17 protein-coding genes are annotated in these 14,605 nt (G+C 68.4%); 10 read left to right on the top strand and 7 right to left on the bottom strand.

What is annotated here, in order from left to right; all coding sequences use genetic code 11:
• Positions 1–52: 52 nt before the first annotated feature.
• From E4M01_RS11170 to E4M01_RS11160, 3 genes are read right to left on the bottom strand one after another with little or no spacing between them, the layout of a single operon-like run.
• Positions 53–811, bottom strand: coding sequence for a GIN domain-containing protein (locus E4M01_RS11170; protein WP_135064693.1), 759 nt, complete (start codon positions 809–811; stop codon positions 53–55).
• 13 nt (positions 812–824) lie between these two features.
• Positions 825–1,415 carry a DUF1700 domain-containing protein gene (locus E4M01_RS11165; RefSeq protein WP_135064696.1) on the bottom strand — a complete coding sequence of 197 codons (591 nt, stop codon included), beginning with the start codon at positions 1,413–1,415 and terminating at the stop codon, positions 825–827.
• The gene (locus tag E4M01_RS11160) at positions 1,415–1,807 is read right to left on the bottom strand and encodes a PadR family transcriptional regulator (RefSeq protein WP_135064699.1); all 393 of its coding nucleotides are present in this window, start codon (positions 1,805–1,807) and stop codon (positions 1,415–1,417) included. The genes E4M01_RS11165 and E4M01_RS11160 overlap by 1 nt, the downstream gene beginning before the upstream one ends.
• Before the next feature lie 242 nt (positions 1,808–2,049).
• On the opposite strand from E4M01_RS11160, the gene coxB reads away from it, so the two are divergent.
• From coxB to E4M01_RS11115, 9 genes are all read left to right on the top strand, one after another.
• On the top strand, positions 2,050–3,066 hold the full coding sequence (gene coxB, locus E4M01_RS11155) for a cytochrome c oxidase subunit II (protein WP_135064702.1): 1,017 nt from the start codon (positions 2,050–2,052) through the stop codon (positions 3,064–3,066).
• Between the two features lie 24 nt (positions 3,067–3,090).
• Positions 3,091–4,770, top strand: a complete 1,680-nt coding sequence (gene ctaD, locus E4M01_RS11150; protein WP_135064705.1) for a cytochrome c oxidase subunit I — start codon at positions 3,091–3,093, stop codon at positions 4,768–4,770.
• A gap of 117 nt (positions 4,771–4,887) precedes the next feature.
• Complete coding sequence (locus E4M01_RS11145; RefSeq protein ID WP_135064709.1) at positions 4,888–5,850, top strand: heme o synthase; 963 nt, start codon at positions 4,888–4,890, stop codon at positions 5,848–5,850.
• 4 nt (positions 5,851–5,854) lie between these two features.
• Entirely contained in the window at positions 5,855–6,097 is a 243-nt protein-coding gene (locus E4M01_RS14710) for a hypothetical protein (RefSeq protein WP_135064712.1), read from the top strand.
• Positions 6,094–6,705 carry a cytochrome c oxidase assembly protein gene (locus tag E4M01_RS11135; protein WP_135064715.1) on the top strand — a complete coding sequence of 204 codons (612 nt, stop codon included), beginning with the start codon at positions 6,094–6,096 and terminating at the stop codon, positions 6,703–6,705. Before E4M01_RS14710 ends, E4M01_RS11135 begins: the two co-directional genes overlap by 4 nt.
• 56 nt (positions 6,706–6,761) lie before the next feature.
• Positions 6,762–7,661, top strand: coding sequence for a cytochrome c oxidase subunit 3 (locus tag E4M01_RS11130; RefSeq protein ID WP_135064718.1), 900 nt, complete (start codon positions 6,762–6,764; stop codon positions 7,659–7,661).
• Positions 7,662–7,753: 92 nt separating this feature from the next.
• The gene (locus E4M01_RS11125; RefSeq protein WP_371682895.1) at positions 7,754–8,035 is read left to right on the top strand and encodes a DUF983 domain-containing protein; all 282 of its coding nucleotides are present in this window, start codon (positions 7,754–7,756) and stop codon (positions 8,033–8,035) included.
• On the top strand, positions 8,032–8,742 hold the full coding sequence (locus tag E4M01_RS11120) for an SURF1 family protein (protein WP_135064721.1): 711 nt from the start codon (positions 8,032–8,034) through the stop codon (positions 8,740–8,742). Before E4M01_RS11125 ends, E4M01_RS11120 begins: the two co-directional genes overlap by 4 nt.
• A complete protein-coding gene (locus tag E4M01_RS11115) occupies positions 8,739–10,001 on the top strand; it encodes a pitrilysin family protein (protein WP_245158281.1) in 1,263 nt (420 codons plus the stop codon). The genes E4M01_RS11120 and E4M01_RS11115 overlap by 4 nt, the downstream gene beginning before the upstream one ends.
• Before the next feature lie 10 nt (positions 10,002–10,011).
• On the opposite strand, the gene E4M01_RS11110 is transcribed toward E4M01_RS11115, so the two are convergent.
• From E4M01_RS11110 to E4M01_RS11095, 4 genes are all read right to left on the bottom strand, one after another.
• Positions 10,012–11,193 (bottom strand): acetyl-CoA C-acyltransferase, encoded by a 1,182-nt coding sequence (locus tag E4M01_RS11110; RefSeq protein WP_135064724.1) that lies wholly within the window; start codon positions 11,191–11,193, stop codon positions 10,012–10,014.
• A gap of 78 nt (positions 11,194–11,271) precedes the next feature.
• Positions 11,272–11,967 (bottom strand): pirin family protein, encoded by a 696-nt coding sequence (locus E4M01_RS11105; protein ID WP_135064727.1) that lies wholly within the window; start codon positions 11,965–11,967, stop codon positions 11,272–11,274.
• 55 nt (positions 11,968–12,022) lie between these two features.
• Positions 12,023–13,129, bottom strand: coding sequence for a chorismate synthase (gene aroC, locus E4M01_RS11100; RefSeq protein ID WP_135064730.1), 1,107 nt, complete (start codon positions 13,127–13,129; stop codon positions 12,023–12,025).
• An 11-nt stretch (positions 13,130–13,140) separates the two neighbouring features.
• Positions 13,141–13,827: a J domain-containing protein gene (locus E4M01_RS11095; protein WP_245158282.1), complete on the bottom strand. Its 687-nt coding sequence runs from the start codon at positions 13,825–13,827 to the stop codon at positions 13,141–13,143.
• An 84-nt stretch (positions 13,828–13,911) separates the two neighbouring features.
• Here E4M01_RS11095 and pdxH point away from each other — a divergent pair, with 84 nt between their 5' ends.
• Positions 13,912–14,586: a pyridoxamine 5'-phosphate oxidase gene (pdxH, locus tag E4M01_RS11090; RefSeq protein ID WP_135064733.1), complete on the top strand. Its 675-nt coding sequence runs from the start codon at positions 13,912–13,914 to the stop codon at positions 14,584–14,586.
• Positions 14,587–14,605 lie beyond the last annotated feature (19 nt).

Raw genomic sequence — 14,605 nt, 5'->3', positions numbered from 1 at the left:
TGGCGACCGGTTCGTCACGGGGGAGGGGGCGCGAACGCCCCCTCATGGTCTTCTAGTCCCGGCGCACGCGGCCCGAGCCGGACACGTCGGTGGTGGTGCGCGCCGGCTCGCGGGTCAGGACGATGTCGCCCGAGCCGGAGACGGTCAGTTCGGCGGACTGCGTGGGCCCCAGCCGCGCCTCGCCCGAGCCGCTGACCGAGGCGCGCGCCTGCTCCAGCGTCATGGGCGACAGGTCGACGTCGCCCGAGCCCGACACCGCGACCTGGGCCGACTGGGCCCGGCCGTCAGCCTCGATGTCGCCCGAGCCGTTGATCGCCACGCTGATCGAGGGCTGGTCATAGCTGCGGATGCTGAGATCGCCCGAGCCGTTGACCTCGAAGCGGCTTACCGACGGCGCGGTGACGGTTACGCGAAGCCGGCCGCGCTGGGAGGGGCCTTGCGCAAGGGACAGTCGACCGTCGGTCAGGGTGACGCGGTCGACGAGGTTGCGGGAGCCTTCGACCAGCACCCCGGCCTCGGCGCCCTGCATGTGCACCACGTCGGCAGGCAGGTCGACGGCGAGCAGGTCGCCGCCGGTCCAGTCCAGGTTGCGCGTGATGGTCTCGGCGGTCTGGCCTTCCTCGTTGACGTCCATGCGCCAGCTGTTGGCCCCGTCGCGGCGGAAGCTGACGCGTTCGCCGTCGCTGCCGACCAAGGTCCAGTTCCAGCCGTTGCGGGCCATGTCGGCGCCGCCGACGCCGGCGGCTCCGGCGAAGCCGACGATGGCGAGCACGACGCCTGCGCCGGCGACGATCAGAAGATTGCGGATCATGTGTCGTCCTCCCTTAGAGACGAGCGTCGGCCGAGGGGCCGTCGGTGTTGGCGAGTGCGGGCTTCAGCAGGCGGTAGTGCAGGCGGGCGAACCAGATCAGGCCGTTGACCAGCCAGACCGCGAAGATGGTCAGCAAGGCCAGGCCCGCGATCGCGGCGCCCATCATCCCCAGGCCCAGCAGGATGGCGAACAGCGGGCCTCCGGGCGGTCCGAAGAAGGGCCCGGCGACCATGATGCCGCCACCGGCGATGAAGACGCCGGCACCCGCCAGATAGAAGCCGGCCATGGCGCTGACCACGGCGGTCAGCAGGGGCAGCAGGATCAGGATGTCCAGCGCGCCCAGCCCGACCAGGGCCATCACGGCGCCGGCGGCGGCCGACGGGTTCTTCTCCTCGCGCCAGCGCTTGAAGCCGGCCTCGGCCTTCAACTCGCGGGCCAGGCGGTCGGGATCGCCCAGGGCGGCCGAAACCTCGGCTTCGGTGCGACCGGCGGCGCGGCCGTCGTCGAAGTGCGTCTCGTAATCGCTCAGGATCTCGGCCTGCGTCGACATCGGCAGGCCGACGAGGCCGCGCTTCAGGCGGGACAGAAATTCGTCGCGGGTCATCAGGCGTCTCCCCTTTGGGTCTGGTCGGCGAGGGCGGCGGGTTCGACCGGCGCGCCCGCCGCTATGGGTGCGGTGTCGGCGACCAGGGCGTCCACCGCGCGGGCGAACGCCCGCCATTCGGCGCTCTGACCCTCCAGCGCGGCGCGGCCGGCTGTGGTCAGGCGATAGTATTTGCGCGAGGGGCCGGATGATGATTCGACGAGGTAGGTCTCGACCAGTCCGTCGGTCTGCATCCGGCGCATCAGCGGATAGATGGTGCCTTCGCCCATGCCGATCGCGTCGGACAGGCGGCTGGCGATTTCGTAGGCGTAGCTGTCGCTTCGGGCGAGCAGGGCCAGAACACAAAGGCCCAGCACCCCTTTCTTCAGTTGAATGTCGATGGTCTCGGGCATCCCGGGCCTCCTTGGATGCCCATTACTTATCGCAAGGTATCGTGCGCTGCAAGGTAGCTGTCATAACATGACGTCGTTTTAACGTTGCGGTCCGGCGTCGCGGTGCGCGCTCATCGCTTGGCAAGCGCAAGTCGATCCGATAGGGACCGGCCCATGAACCGCGACGGCCTCCGGGCCTTCGCGCCTGTTTGCGACTGGCTCTCAAACAGCGAACGACAAACGGTTTTATGAGGACGTCGAGAATGGGGATGGGCACGCGGGCCCGGGGCATGATCGGAGGCGCTGTCGCCTCTTTGTCCCTGGCTGTTTTCGCCGCCACGCCGGCCTGGGCTCAGCCCTTGATGGGGCAGCCGACGCCGGACGGTATCGGTCTGCAGCCGGCGGCGTCGCCGCTCAAAGAGCAGGCGCACTTCTTCCACAACATCATCCTGCTGCCGATCATCACGGTGATCTGCCTGCTGGTGCTCGGCCTGCTGGGCTGGATCGTCATCCGCTACAACGCCAAGCGGAACCCGACCCCGGCCAAGTGGAGCCACAATACGATGATCGAGATCATCTGGACGGTCGTCCCCGTCCTGATCCTCGTCTTCATCGCCCTGTTCTCGTTCCGCCTGCTGTTCGCCTATCACAACATGCCGGAGCCGGACCTGACGGTTAAGGTCACCGGCAACCAGTGGAACTGGGCCTACGAATATCCCGACCAAGGCGTGCCGGAGTACATCTCCAACATGCTGCCGGCCGACCAGACTACGCCGCAGTTGTTCCGCTTGGCGGCTGATGAGCCGATGGTGGTGCCGGTCGGTCAGACCGTCCGCCTTCTGGTCACCGCTTCTGACGTGATCCACGCCGTCGCCGTGCCGGCTTTCGGCGTCAAGATCGACGCCGTTCCCGGCCGGGTGAACGAAACCTGGTTCCGCGCCGAACGCCCCGGCATCTATTATGGCCAGTGCTCTGAGCTGTGCGGCGTCGACCACGCCTTCATGCCGATCCAGGTGAACGTCGTCAGCCAGGCCGAGTTCGCCGCCTGGGTTGCCTCCAAAGGCGGCTCCATGACCCCGGCCACCGCCGCCGAAGCCCCGGGTGGCACCGCCGCCCAGGTCGCGGCCGGCACGACGGGCGCGCCTGTCACCGGCACCGCCTCGACCGGCCCGACGACGGAGCAGGGGACCGACATCCCCACCGCCCAGACCGCCACCACCCCGACCGCACAGCCGGCAGCGGCGCCCGCGACCGCGCCCGCCGCGCCCGCGGCCCAGTAAGACGAGACGGAAGAGCCCAAGACCATGGCCACCGCGACCCACGACCACACCTCGTCCGGCCCCGGGCACGACGCCCATGCCGAGCACGACCACAAGCCGGGTTTCTTCACCCGCTGGTTCCTGTCGACCAATCACAAGGACATCGGCACGCTGTACCTGATCTTCGCCATCATGGCGGGACTGGTGGGCGGCGCCCTGTCGGGTCTGATCCGCTGGGAACTGGCCGAGCCGGGCATTCAGATCTTCCGTGAAGGCTCGATCATCCAGCACCTCGGCATCGTCGAGGCGTCCAAGCACGGCTACAACGTCACCGTGACGGCCCACGCCTTGATCATGATCTTCTTCATGGTCATGCCCGCCATGATCGGCGGCTTCGGCAACTGGTTCGTGCCGATCATGATCGGCGCGCCGGACATGGCCTTCCCGCGCATGAACAACATCTCGTTCTGGCTGCTGGTGGCCGCGTGGATCCTGCTGTGCCTGAGCCTGTTCGTCGACGGCGGGCCGGGTCAGGGCTTCGGCGGCGGCTGGACCATCTATCCGCCGCTCTCGACGACCGGCCACACCGGCCCGGCCATGGATCTGGCGATCTTCTCGCTGCACGTGGCGGGCGCCAGCTCGATCCTGGGCGCGATCAACTTCATCACCACGATCTTCAACATGCGCGCGCCGGGCATGACCCTGCACCGGATGCCGCTGTTCGCCTGGTCGGTGTTGATCACCGCCTTCCTGCTGCTGCTGTCGCTGCCCGTCCTGGCCGGCGCCATCACCATGCTGCTGACCGACCGCAACTTCGGCACGTCGTTCTTCGACCCGGCCGGCGGCGGCGATCCGGTCATGTTCCAGCACCTGTTCTGGTTCTTCGGCCACCCCGAGGTGTACATCCTGATCCTGCCGGGCTTCGGCATCATCAGCCATATCGTCTCGACCTTCTCCAAGAAGCCGGTCTTCGGCTACCTGGCCATGGCCTACGCCATGGTGGCCATCGGCTTCGTCGGCTTCATCGTGTGGGCGCACCACATGTATACGGTCGGCATGAGCGTGAATCTGCGCGCCTACTTCATTGCCGCGACCATGATCATCGCGGTGCCGACGGGGGTGAAGATATTCAGCTGGATCGCCACCATGTGGGGCGGCTCCATCAGCTTCAAGACGCCCATGCTGTGGGCCATCGGCTTCATCTTCCTCTTCACGGTCGGCGGCGTGACCGGCGTGGTCCTGTCCAACGCCGGCATCGATTACAGCCTGCACGACACCTATTACGTGGTGGCGCACTTCCACTACGTGCTGTCGCTGGGCGCTGTCTTCGCCATCTTCGCGGGCTTCTACTACTGGTTCGAGAAGATGTTCGGCGTGAAGTACAACGAGTTCCTGGGCGCCGCGCACTTCTGGATCATGTTCGTGGGCGTGAACCTGGTGTTCTTCCCGCAGCACTTCCTGGGTCTGCAGGGCATGCCGCGCCGCTATGTCGACTATCCGGAGGCCTACACCCTCTGGAACCACGTCTCGACCGTCGGCTACGTCATCACCATCGTCGGCGTGGGCGTGTTCCTGATCATGCTGCTGGAAGCCGCCATTCGGCGTCGTCCGGGCGTGGCCAACCCGTGGGGCGAAGGCGCCACCACCCTGGAGTGGACGCTGTCCTCGCCGCCGCCCCACCACCAGTTCAACGAGCTGCCGGTGGTCAAGGCCGACGAGCACTAAGAGCGGCCGATCTCCGGCCAAACGACAGGGGCCGTTCCTTCGCAAGAGGGGGCGGCCCCTCCGCTTTCCGGGCCGCGGCGCTTCGCGTTTCGAGGGCGAGGGAGTAGAGAGTTGAGCATGAGCGCCGACACCCCAGTCACCGTCTCCACCGCCCAGCCGGAAGACTTCTTCCAGTTGCTGAAGCCGCGCGTCATGTCGCTGGTGATCTTCACCGCCGTGACCGGCTTGGTGGCGGCCGGCGGCAGCCTGGACCCGATCTCCTCGGCGCTGGCGGTGCTGTGCATCGCCGTCGGCGCCGGCGCGGCCGGTGCGCTGAACATGGCCCTGGAAGGTGAGACCGACGCCCTGATGCGCCGCACGCGCGGCCGCCCTGTCGCGGCGGGCCGCATACCGCGCGGCGACGCCATGACGTTCGGCGTCATCCTGTCGGTCTTCTCGGTCATGCTGCTGGGCATGACGACCAACTGGCTGGCCGGGGGCCTGCTGGCCCTGACCATCGTCTATTACGCAGCCTTCTACACCCTGCTGCTGAAGCGTCGGACGCCTCAGAACATCGTCATCGGCGGGGCGGCAGGCGCCTTTCCGCCGGTCATCGGCTGGGCGGCGGCCACTGGACAGGCGCCGTGGCAGGCCTGGCTGCTGTTCCTGATCATCTTCCTGTGGACTCCGCCGCACAGCTGGGCGCTGGCGCTGTATTCGGCCGGCGACTACGCCAAGGCTGGCATTCCGATGATGCCGGTGGCGCGCGGCGCCAAGTCCACGCGGTTGCAGATCCTGATCTACAGCGTTGTGTTCGTGCCTATTGCGATCCTGCCGGCCGCTGTAGGCCTGGGCGGGCTGATCTATCTGGTCGTGTCCGTGGCCGGCGGCCTAGGGTTCCTCGCGCTGACGTTTCGTCTGTGGCGTTCACGCGCCGGCGACCAGCCTGACAAGGCGGAAGCCGTGGGGCGAGAGGCCGCATTGTATGATGTGCGCGCCGAGGCCAAACCGGCGCGCAACCTGTTCGCCTTTTCCATTCTGTATCTGATGGCCCTGTTCGCGGCGCTGCTTGTCGAACGCCTGCCGGGCCTGGGACTTTAGACCGATGCGACTGACCGACGATCAACTGGCCGCGCGTAAGCGGCGCAACCTGGCCATCGCAGGTGCGCTGGTGGCCTTTATCGTGCTGGTGTTCATCGTCACGGTGCTGAACCTGCGGCGCAACATCGAGGCCGGAAAAGTCGAGCGCGAAGCCGGCCTGGCCACCGCCGTCGTGCCGCCGGGGCCTGCGCCGGCCAGTGCGCCGGCGGCCCTCGTCGTCCAGCCCTCGCCGGAGGCTCGTCCATGACCGATCCCGCAGCCAAGCTGGCGCGCCGCAAGAATCTGATCGCCATCGCTTGCGCCGGCGGTGTCATGTTCATGACTGGCGCCGCCTTCGCCGCCGTGCCGCTGTATCAGCTGTTCTGCCAGGTGACGGGCTTCAACGGGACGGTGATGCGTGCGAACGCCGCGCCCGACACGGTGCTGGAGGATTCGGTTCTGGTCCGCTTCGACACCAATGTGCGCGGCCTGCCGATGGACTTCCGCGCCGAACAGGTCAGCCAGCGCGTTCGGATCGGCGACACCGGCATGGCCTTCTTCGACGTGACCAACACCTCGGACCAGCCAGTCCACGCCACGGCGGCCTACAACGTCGTGCCGGAAGGGGCGGGGCCCTACTTCCAGAAGCTGCAGTGTTTCTGCTTTGACGGCCAGACGATCGAGCCGGGACAGACCGTCCAGTTCCCGGTCCAGTATTTCGTCGCGCCGGAGATCGCGACCGACCGCGAGGCCCAGGGGATCAAGGAGATCACCCTGAGCTACACCTTCTATCCGACCAAGGGCGAGACGAACCCCACGCGCACAGCCGCGATCGGGGCGAAATCGGGGCCGGCGGCCTCTGGCGCAGTCGGATAGGCGACGCTATAGCCCCTCACTGAACCGACTCTCGCGTATCCAAGAGAAGACCCTCGATGGCCCACGCCGCTCCGCATCACGACTACCACCTGGTCAACCCCAGCCCCTGGCCCCTGGTCAGCTCGGCCGCCGTCACGATCATGATGATCGGTGCCGTCGTCTGGATGAAGGGCTTGGTCAGCGCTGACGCCGAGGGTCTGGCGGTCCTGCTGGCCAAGGGCGACAAGGCGCTGTTCTTCGCTGGCCTGGCGGGCGTTCTGGTGTCGATGTTCGGCTGGTGGGCGGACGTCATCAAGGAAAGCCGCGCGGGCGACCACACCCCGGTCGTTTCGCTGGGCCTGCGTTACGGCATGGTGCTGTTCATCGCCTCCGAAGTGATGTTCTTCGCCGCCTTCTTCTGGATGTTCTTCGACATGACGCTTTTCGCGGAGTCGCGGACGCTGATCCCGGAAGTCGGCACCTGGGCCGACACGGCCGCCGCCTGGTCGACCTGGCCGCCCGCTGGCGTCGAGGTCCTGGACCCTTGGCACCTGCCGCTGCTGAACACCGTGACCCTGCTGCTGTCGGGCTGCACCGTGACCTGGGCGCACCACGCCCTTCAGGTCGGCAACCGCAAGGAGGCCAAGATCGGCCTGACCCTGACGGTCGCCCTGGGCGTCTTCTTCACCTGCGTTCAAGTGTACGAATATTATCACATCCTGCACGAGGACCTGTTCTTCAACGACGCGGCGATCAACTCGGGCCTGTACGGTTCGATCTTCTTCATGGCGACGGGCTTCCACGGCTTCCACGTCCTGATCGGCACCATCTTCCTGGTGGTGTGCCTGCTGCGCCTGCTGGCCGGCCAGATGAGCCCCGAGAAGCATTTCGGCTTCGAGGCCGCGGCCTGGTACTGGCACTTCGTGGACGTGGTCTGGCTGTTCCTGTTCGCCTTCGTATACGTCGTCTTCGGTTGATCCCAACCGAAACGGAAAAGTCCCAACCGGCGCGGATCGACCCGATCCGCGCCGGTCTGCTTTGTCGGTGCCCCAACTGCGGGCGCGGACCCTTGTTCGCGGGCTTCCTGAAGGTTGTTGAGCGCTGCGAGGCCTGCGGCTTCGACTTCAGCCGCATGAACACCGGCGACGGCGCGGCTGTTTTCATCATGCAGATCGCGGGCGGCCTGGTCGTGTTCTCGGCGCTCGCGGTGCAGATCGCCTATGATCCCCCCATATGGCTGCTGCTGGTGGTGACGCTGCCGCTGGTCGGCGCTTTGTCTCTTGGCCTGATGCGGCCCGGCAAGGGGCTGATGATCGCCTTGCAGATGAGGAACGGGACGAACGGACGATGAAGCGCTTTCCTTGGGGTCTGACCGCCGCGACGGCCGTGCTTCTGGCGGTGCTGATTTCGCTGGGCGTCTGGCAGACCCAGCGCATGGGCTGGAAGAACGGCCTGATCGCTCAAGCCGAAGCTGCGGCGGCTCGTCCGGCCCAGCCGATCGAAACCGTGCTGGCCGAAGGCGGCGACCTGGACTTCCGCAAGGTGGTGCTGGCCTGTCCCGGCCTGGCCTCGGCGCCCTATGTCGAGCTGCAGACGATCCTTGACGGGGAGGCGGGCGTTCGGCTGATCTCGGCCTGTCGTCCGGCCGGCGTGACCCAGACCTTCCTGATCGACCGGGGCTTCGTGTCGGATTCGGTAACGACGCGCCCGCAGGTCGGGCCCTCGACCTTGCCCACAGCCTTTGTCGGCCAGCTGCGCTACGCGCCGGATGCGCCCGCCATGGCCCCGCCGCCGTCCAACGGCCGCTTCTATGCGCGCGACGAGGCGGCGATGGCCGCAGCCCTGGAGACCCAGGGACCGGTGTCCGAATTGCTCATCTTCGCCGAGACGCCGACCAACCCCGAGCTGGCGGCTCTGAGGCCGGTCGCGCCGCCCGCGGCCTTCTCGAACAATCACCTCGGCTATGCTGTGACCTGGTTCGGCTTGGCGCTCGTGCTGGCCGGTTTCTACGTCGCCATGGTGCTGCGACGGTTCAGGAAGGCGCCGGATCAGGCATGAGCCGGGTGCATTCCCTGTCCAACGGCGTGCGGATCGTGGCCGATCCCATGTCGGGTCTCAAGAGCTTCGCCCTGGTCGCCGCCGTGCGCGGCGGTGCGCGCTGGGAGAACGAGCGTCAGTCCGGCTGGTCGCACCTGCTGGAGCATCTGGTGTTCAAGGGTGCGGGCGACATGTCGGCGCGGGAAATCGTCGAGCGGATCGAAGCCGAGGGCGGCTCGATCAACGCTGCGACGGGCTATGAGCGCACCGGTTTCGAGGTGCGCGGCCTGGCCGAGGCCCTGCCGGGCGCGCTGAATGTCGTCGCCGACCTGATGCTGCGCCCCGCGCTCGATCCCGCCGAGATCGAGCGCGAGAAGGACGTGGTGGCCCAGGAGATCGCCGAGGCCTTCGACACGCCCGACGACCATGTCTTCGAAATGGCCCAGACGCGCGCCTTCCAGAAGCAGTCGCTGGGGCGGCCGATCCTGGGTTCGGTCGCCTCGCTGGCGCCGGTGGACCGGGCGGGGATCGAGGCGTGGCGGGCGGCGCTGTATGCGCCCGAGCGGATGGTGGTCGTCGCATCCGGCGCGGTGGATGAGGACGAACTTGTGCGCCTGGCCGAGGCGGCGTTCGGCAGTGCGGTTTCGCAGGCGGTCGAAGCGCCGGCGAAGGCGGTCTTCACCGGCGGCCATGCGCGGCTGCCGCGGCGGATCGAACAGGCCAATCTTGTGTTTCAGCTGCCGGCCTTCGCGGCCGACGATCCCGACCTGCCGGCCCTGCGGCTCACGACCGAGATCCTGGGTGGCGGCATGGCCTCGCGTCTGTTCCAGAGCGCGCGCGAGGAACGGGGCTTGGCCTACGCCATCGACGCCTATCACGAGCCCTATGAGGACGCCGGCCTGCTGGGCATCTACGCCGGGGCGGCGGCCGATCGGGCCGAGGAGCTGGCCCGGGTCTGCGCCCAGGAAGTCCGGGCGCTGGCCGAAGACGGCCCGACCGAGGTCGAGCTGTCGCGCGCCAAGGCGGTGCTGACGGCGGGGCTGTGGATGTCCGAGGAATCGCCCATGAGCCGCGCCGGGCGCCTGGCGGTGCAGACGCTGGTGTTCGGCGGGCCTCTGGAGCCGTTGGACCAGGTCGAGCGGCTGAAGGCGGTCACGGTCGATCAGGCGCGCGGGGCCGCCCGGCGACTGTTGGCGCCTGGCCTCACGGCGACCTCGGTTCTGGGTCCGCGCGCAGCGGGCGCAGCGGGCAGGGTGTTCGAACAGGCCCTGTTCGGCTGACGCTTGGGCGTCAGACGATCTCTACGGCCATGGCCACGGCCTCGCCGCCGCCGATGCACAGGCTGGCCACGCCCTTCTTGCCGCCCCGCGCCTGAAGCGCGGCGAGCAGGGTCGTCAGCACGCGCGCGCCCGAGGCGCCGATGGGGTGGCCCAGAGCGGTGGCGCCGCCGTTGACGTTTAGCTTGTCGCGGTCGATGCCCATTTCCTTCTGGGCGATCATGGCGACCACGGCGAAGGCTTCGTTGATCTCCCAAAGATCGACGTCGGCGACGCTCCAGCCCGCCTTTTCCAAAGCCTTCTTCATCGCCGGGACGGGGGCGGTGGTGAACAGGCCGGGCTCGTGGGCGTGGGCCGCGTGGCTGACGACGCGGGCGACGATGGGCAGGCCCAGCGACTGGGCGACGCTTTCGCGCGTCATGACCAGGGCGGCCGCGCCGTCCGAGATCGAAGAGGCGTTGGCTGCGGTGATGGTGCCGTCCTTGGCGAAGGCGGGGCGCAGGCTTGGGATCTTTTCGGGATTGGCCTTGCCCGGCTGCTCGTCCTGGCTGACCGTCTCGACGCCCTTGCGGGTCTTGACCTCGACGGCAACGATTTCGGCCTCGAAGGCGCCCGAGGCGATGGCCGCATTGGCGCGGCGCAGGCTCTCGATGGCGTAGTCGTCCTGCTGCTCGCGGGTGAACTGATACTGGCCGGCCGAGTCCTCGGCGAAGGCGCCCATCAGCTTGCCGGGGGTGTAGGCGTCTTCCAGCCCGTCCAGATACATGCTGTCGGAGATGACGTCGTGGCCGATGCGGGCGCCACCGCGATGCTTGGCCATGACATAGGGGGCGCCGGTCATGGATTCCATGCCGCCGGCCACGATCACGTCGGCCGACCCCGCCTTGAGCGCGTCATGCGCCATCATCGCCGCCTGCAGGCCCGAGCCGCACATCTTGTTGACCGTGGTCGCTTCCACGTGCTGCCCAAGGCCGGCGCCGATGGCGGCCTGACGCGCCGGAGCTTGTCCCAGGCCGGCCGGCAGCACGCAGCCCATGTAGATTTGATCGACCTTATCGGCCGGAACGCCCGCGCGCTCGACTGCCGCCTTGACCGCCGCCGCACCCAGCTCGGTCGCCTTTACGCCGGACAGGGCGCCCTGGAAGCCGCCCATGGGCGTGCGGGCGAAGGAGCAGATGACGACGGGATCGGACATGGCGGGCCTTTCGAAGAACAGGCCCGCTAGATCGGCTGTACGGCGCGCGAGCGCAAGCCCGCGCGCCGCCTGGCAGCCTTAGCGGCTGTCCACCATCACCAGTTCGGCGTCGGCCGTGGCGGTCACGGTGATTGCGGCCTCCTCGGCGATGGCGGCGCCGTCGCGGGCGTTCAGGGCGACGCCGTTGACCTCGACCGCGCCGACGGCCGGGACCAGATAGGCGCGACGGCCCGGGGCCAGGTCATAGGTCAGGCTCTCGCCGGCCTTGAGCGTGGCGCCCAGCACCTTGGCGTCGGCGTTGATCGACAGGGCGTCGTCGGCGGGGTCGCCGGACGCCAGGACGCTGAACCGGCCCGAACGATCGGCCTTGGGAAACGCGCGCTGGCCCCAGCCGGGCTGGCTGCCCGACCGGTCCGTCTCGATCCAGATCTGGAACAGGGTGGTCGTTTCGTCCTCGAGATTGAACTCGGAGTGACGCACGCCGGTGCCCGCGCTCATGACCTGCACGTCGCCCGCCCCGGTGCGGCCCTTGTTGCCCATCGAATCCTCGTGGGTGATCGCGCCGGTACGGACGTAGGTGATGATCTCCATGTCGGCGTGAGGATGGGGCGGAAAGCCCGACCGAGCCGCGATCTCGTCATCATTCCAGACGCGCAGCCGGCCCCAGCCCATTCGCGACGGGTCATAGTAGTTGGCGAAGGAGAAGTGATGGCGGGCGTGCAGCCAGCCGTGGTTGGCGCCTCCGAGCGTGTCGAAGCGGCGGACGTCGATCATGGTGGTCCTCCTGTATCTGGCGCGGTCTGCGCCGGTCTGAGGCCTATATAGGTAACTACGACTGTTGCGAAAAGGGGGCGCTCACCTGAGCCCTGTGACGCAGCATCGCGTCGGCCAGGACGCAGGCGGCCGTGGCCTCCACGACCGGTACGGCGCGCAGGGCCACGCAGGGGTCGTGGCGGCCCTTGGTGCGCAACTCGGTCTCCGCGCCGTCGCGGGTGATCGTGCGTCGGGTGGTCAGGATCGAGGAGGTGGGCTTGAAGGCCACGCGGGCGGTGATCGGCTGGCCGGTCGAAATGCCGCCCAGCACGCCGCCTGCGCGGTTGGACAGGAAGACGGGCGCGCCGTCGGGCCCCAGGCGCATCTCGTCGGCGTTGTCCTCGCCAGATAGTTCGGCGGCTTCGAAGCCCGCGCCGATCTCGATCCCTTTCGCGGCGTTGATCGACATGAGTCCGGCGGCCAGTTCGGCGTCCAGCTTGGCGTAGAGCGGCGCGCCCCAGCCGGCGGGAACGCCCGTCACCTCCATAGCGACAACCGCGCCGATGGAGGAGCCGGCCTTGCGCACCTCGTCCAGATACGCCTCCCAGGCGGGGACGACCTCGGATGAGGCGGCGAACAGCGGATTATGCTCGACCGCGTCGAAGTCGATGGCGTCAGGGGCAATGCGGTGCGGACCGATCTGAACCACACCGGCGCGGATGCGGACGTCCGGCCCGAGGATCAGGCGGGCCACGGCGCCGGCGGCGACGCGGCAGGCGGTCTCGCGCGCCGAGGATCGGCCGCCGCCGCGATGATCGCGCACGCCATACTTGGCCTGATAGGCGTAGTCGGCGTGACCAGGACGATAGGCGCGCGCGATCTCGCCATAGTCCTTGGACCGCTGGTCGGTGTTCTCGATCATCAGGCTGATCGGCGTGCCGGTGGTCACGGGGCCGGCGCCGTCATCGAACACGCCCGACAGGATGCGGACCCGGTCGTCCTCGCGGCGCTGGGTGACGAAGCGGCTGGAGCCGGGCTTGCGGCGATCCAGCCAGGGCTGGATGTCGCCTTCCGTCAGCGGGATCAGCGGCGGGCAGCCGTCAACCACGCAGCCGATGGCCGGGCCATGGCTCTCGCCCCAGGTGGTCACGCGAAACAGATGGCCGAAGGTGTTGTGCGACATGGCCTTCAGGCTTAGGCCGCGCGGCGGGCCGGCGTCCAGACGCGGCTGAACCGCAGCAGCAGATCCTCGGCCTCGCTGGCCGCCTCGGCGCAGGGCCTAAGCGTGACGAACAGGTGGCCCTGAGGGCGCGATCCGCGCGCCGGCAAGCCCAGATTGGCCAGGCGCACCCGCCCCGTGCCGCCGCCCGGCGCGATCCAGGAGGGTCTGACGCCGGCATGGGTCTGAATCTCGATGCGGCCCCCATCGGCCAGGCGGCGCGGATCGACGGCCCAGTTCATATAAAGATCGTCTCCCACCAGGCTGAGGCCGTCGGCCGGCTGAACCAGAACGACGAGCCGTTGACGGTCGGGGCCGCGCACCCAGTCGCCGCTGCGTAGACCGGCCGGCACGGTCAGCAGACGGCCGCCTTCATGGACCTCGCCGCCGCGCAGGGCCTGCAGCGGCGTCAGGCGCAGCACGGGGGCAGGCGCAGGACGCACGGGCCGAAGCGCCCCTGGATCGGCGGCGCGCACGACCGTCCAGGCCTCGACGACACGGCGAAAGCGCTCGACATCACCGCCGGCCCGGTCGGGGTGGCTGGCCTTGGCGGCGGCGCGAAAGGCGGCGGCGGGCGAGGGGGCGTCCGCTCGGTCCAGACCCAGCACGGCGCGGGCCTGGGCCAGGCTGAGAGGCGGTGGCATGGCTGACGTGTCGCCCATGGCCGAGCCTTGGCTGAACAGGGTGAATAGCCGCTTAACCGTGATCGCTTGGCGACGCCCGCCGCCCGGGCCTAAACATCGAGCATGACAACGCCCGTGATACCGCCCAGCCCGTCGCGCGAAGACTACGCCCGCGACTACGCCGCCGCCCTGGCCGCCAATGGCGACGAGAGCATCTGGAGCCGCGAGGAGCCGATCGGCCTGTTCATCGAATGGCTGGGGCAGGCGAGGGCGCACGAGATCAACGATCCCAACGCGATGACCCTGGCCACCGTCGACGCCGACGGCCTGCCCGACGCGCGCATGGTGCTGCTCAAGGACGTGGATGCGCGCGGCTTCACCTTCTACTCCAACCGCGAGAGCGCCAAGGGCATGCAGCTGAGCGCGCGCCCGGCGGCGGCCCTGGTCTTCCACTGGAAGACGCTGCGCCGGCAGGTGCGCGTGAGGGGTGCGGTCGAACCGGTAAGCGTCGAAGACGCCGACGCCTATTTCGCCAGCCGCGCGCGGGAGAGCCGGATCGGCGCCTGGGCTTCGGATCAGTCGCGGCGGATCGCGGACAGACGCGCGCTCGAGGCTGCGGTCGCCCGTGAAACGGCGCGGTTCGCAGACGGCGAAGTGCCACGTCCGGAAAGATGGACGGGATGGCGCGTCGTCCCACAGACCGTCGAGTTCTGGCGGGACCGGCCTTTCAGACTGCACGACCGGCTTCGGTTCGTGCGCGAGGATGCGGATTGGACCGTCGAACGCCTGCAGCCCTGAGACCAAGAAAAAGGGCGGC

The sequence above is a fragment of the Brevundimonas sp. MF30-B genome (assembly GCF_004683885.1).
Classification (GTDB): Bacteria; Pseudomonadota; Alphaproteobacteria; order Caulobacterales; family Caulobacteraceae; genus Brevundimonas.
Note: the sequence above shows the minus strand (reverse complement) of the source record. Positions and strands in the feature narration are given on the sequence as shown.

Bases quoted from the DNA above. Each gene is read 5' to 3' on its own strand.
- E4M01_RS11145 (WP_135064709.1), top strand. From the start codon at position 4,888: ATGAGCGCCGACACCCCAGTCACCGTCTCCACCGCCCAGCCGGAAGAC.
- E4M01_RS11165 (WP_135064696.1), bottom strand. From the start codon at position 1,415: ATGACCCGCGACGAATTTCTGTCCCGCCTGAAGCGCGGCCTCGTCGGC.
- E4M01_RS11115 (WP_245158281.1), top strand. From the start codon at position 8,739: ATGAGCCGGGTGCATTCCCTGTCCAACGGCGTGCGGATCGTGGCCGAT.
- E4M01_RS11160 (WP_135064699.1), bottom strand. From the start codon at position 1,807: ATGCCCGAGACCATCGACATTCAACTGAAGAAAGGGGTGCTGGGCCTT.
- ctaD (WP_135064705.1), top strand. From the start codon at position 3,091: ATGGCCACCGCGACCCACGACCACACCTCGTCCGGCCCCGGGCACGAC.
- aroC (WP_135064730.1), bottom strand. From the start codon at position 13,129: ATGTCGCACAACACCTTCGGCCATCTGTTTCGCGTGACCACCTGGGGC.
- coxB (WP_135064702.1), top strand. From the start codon at position 2,050: ATGGGGATGGGCACGCGGGCCCGGGGCATGATCGGAGGCGCTGTCGCC.
- E4M01_RS11095 (WP_245158282.1), bottom strand. From the start codon at position 13,827: ATGGGCGACACGTCAGCCATGCCACCGCCTCTCAGCCTGGCCCAGGCC.
- E4M01_RS11110 (WP_135064724.1), bottom strand. From the start codon at position 11,193: ATGTCCGATCCCGTCGTCATCTGCTCCTTCGCCCGCACGCCCATGGGC.
- pdxH (WP_135064733.1), top strand. From the start codon at position 13,912: ATGACAACGCCCGTGATACCGCCCAGCCCGTCGCGCGAAGACTACGCC.
- E4M01_RS11120 (WP_135064721.1), top strand. From the start codon at position 8,032: ATGAAGCGCTTTCCTTGGGGTCTGACCGCCGCGACGGCCGTGCTTCTG.
- E4M01_RS11105 (WP_135064727.1), bottom strand. From the start codon at position 11,967: ATGATCGACGTCCGCCGCTTCGACACGCTCGGAGGCGCCAACCACGGC.
- E4M01_RS11130 (WP_135064718.1), top strand. From the start codon at position 6,762: ATGGCCCACGCCGCTCCGCATCACGACTACCACCTGGTCAACCCCAGC.
- E4M01_RS11135 (WP_135064715.1), top strand. From the start codon at position 6,094: ATGACCGATCCCGCAGCCAAGCTGGCGCGCCGCAAGAATCTGATCGCC.
- E4M01_RS11170 (WP_135064693.1), bottom strand. From the start codon at position 811: ATGATCCGCAATCTTCTGATCGTCGCCGGCGCAGGCGTCGTGCTCGCC.
- E4M01_RS14710 (WP_135064712.1), top strand. From the start codon at position 5,855: ATGCGACTGACCGACGATCAACTGGCCGCGCGTAAGCGGCGCAACCTG.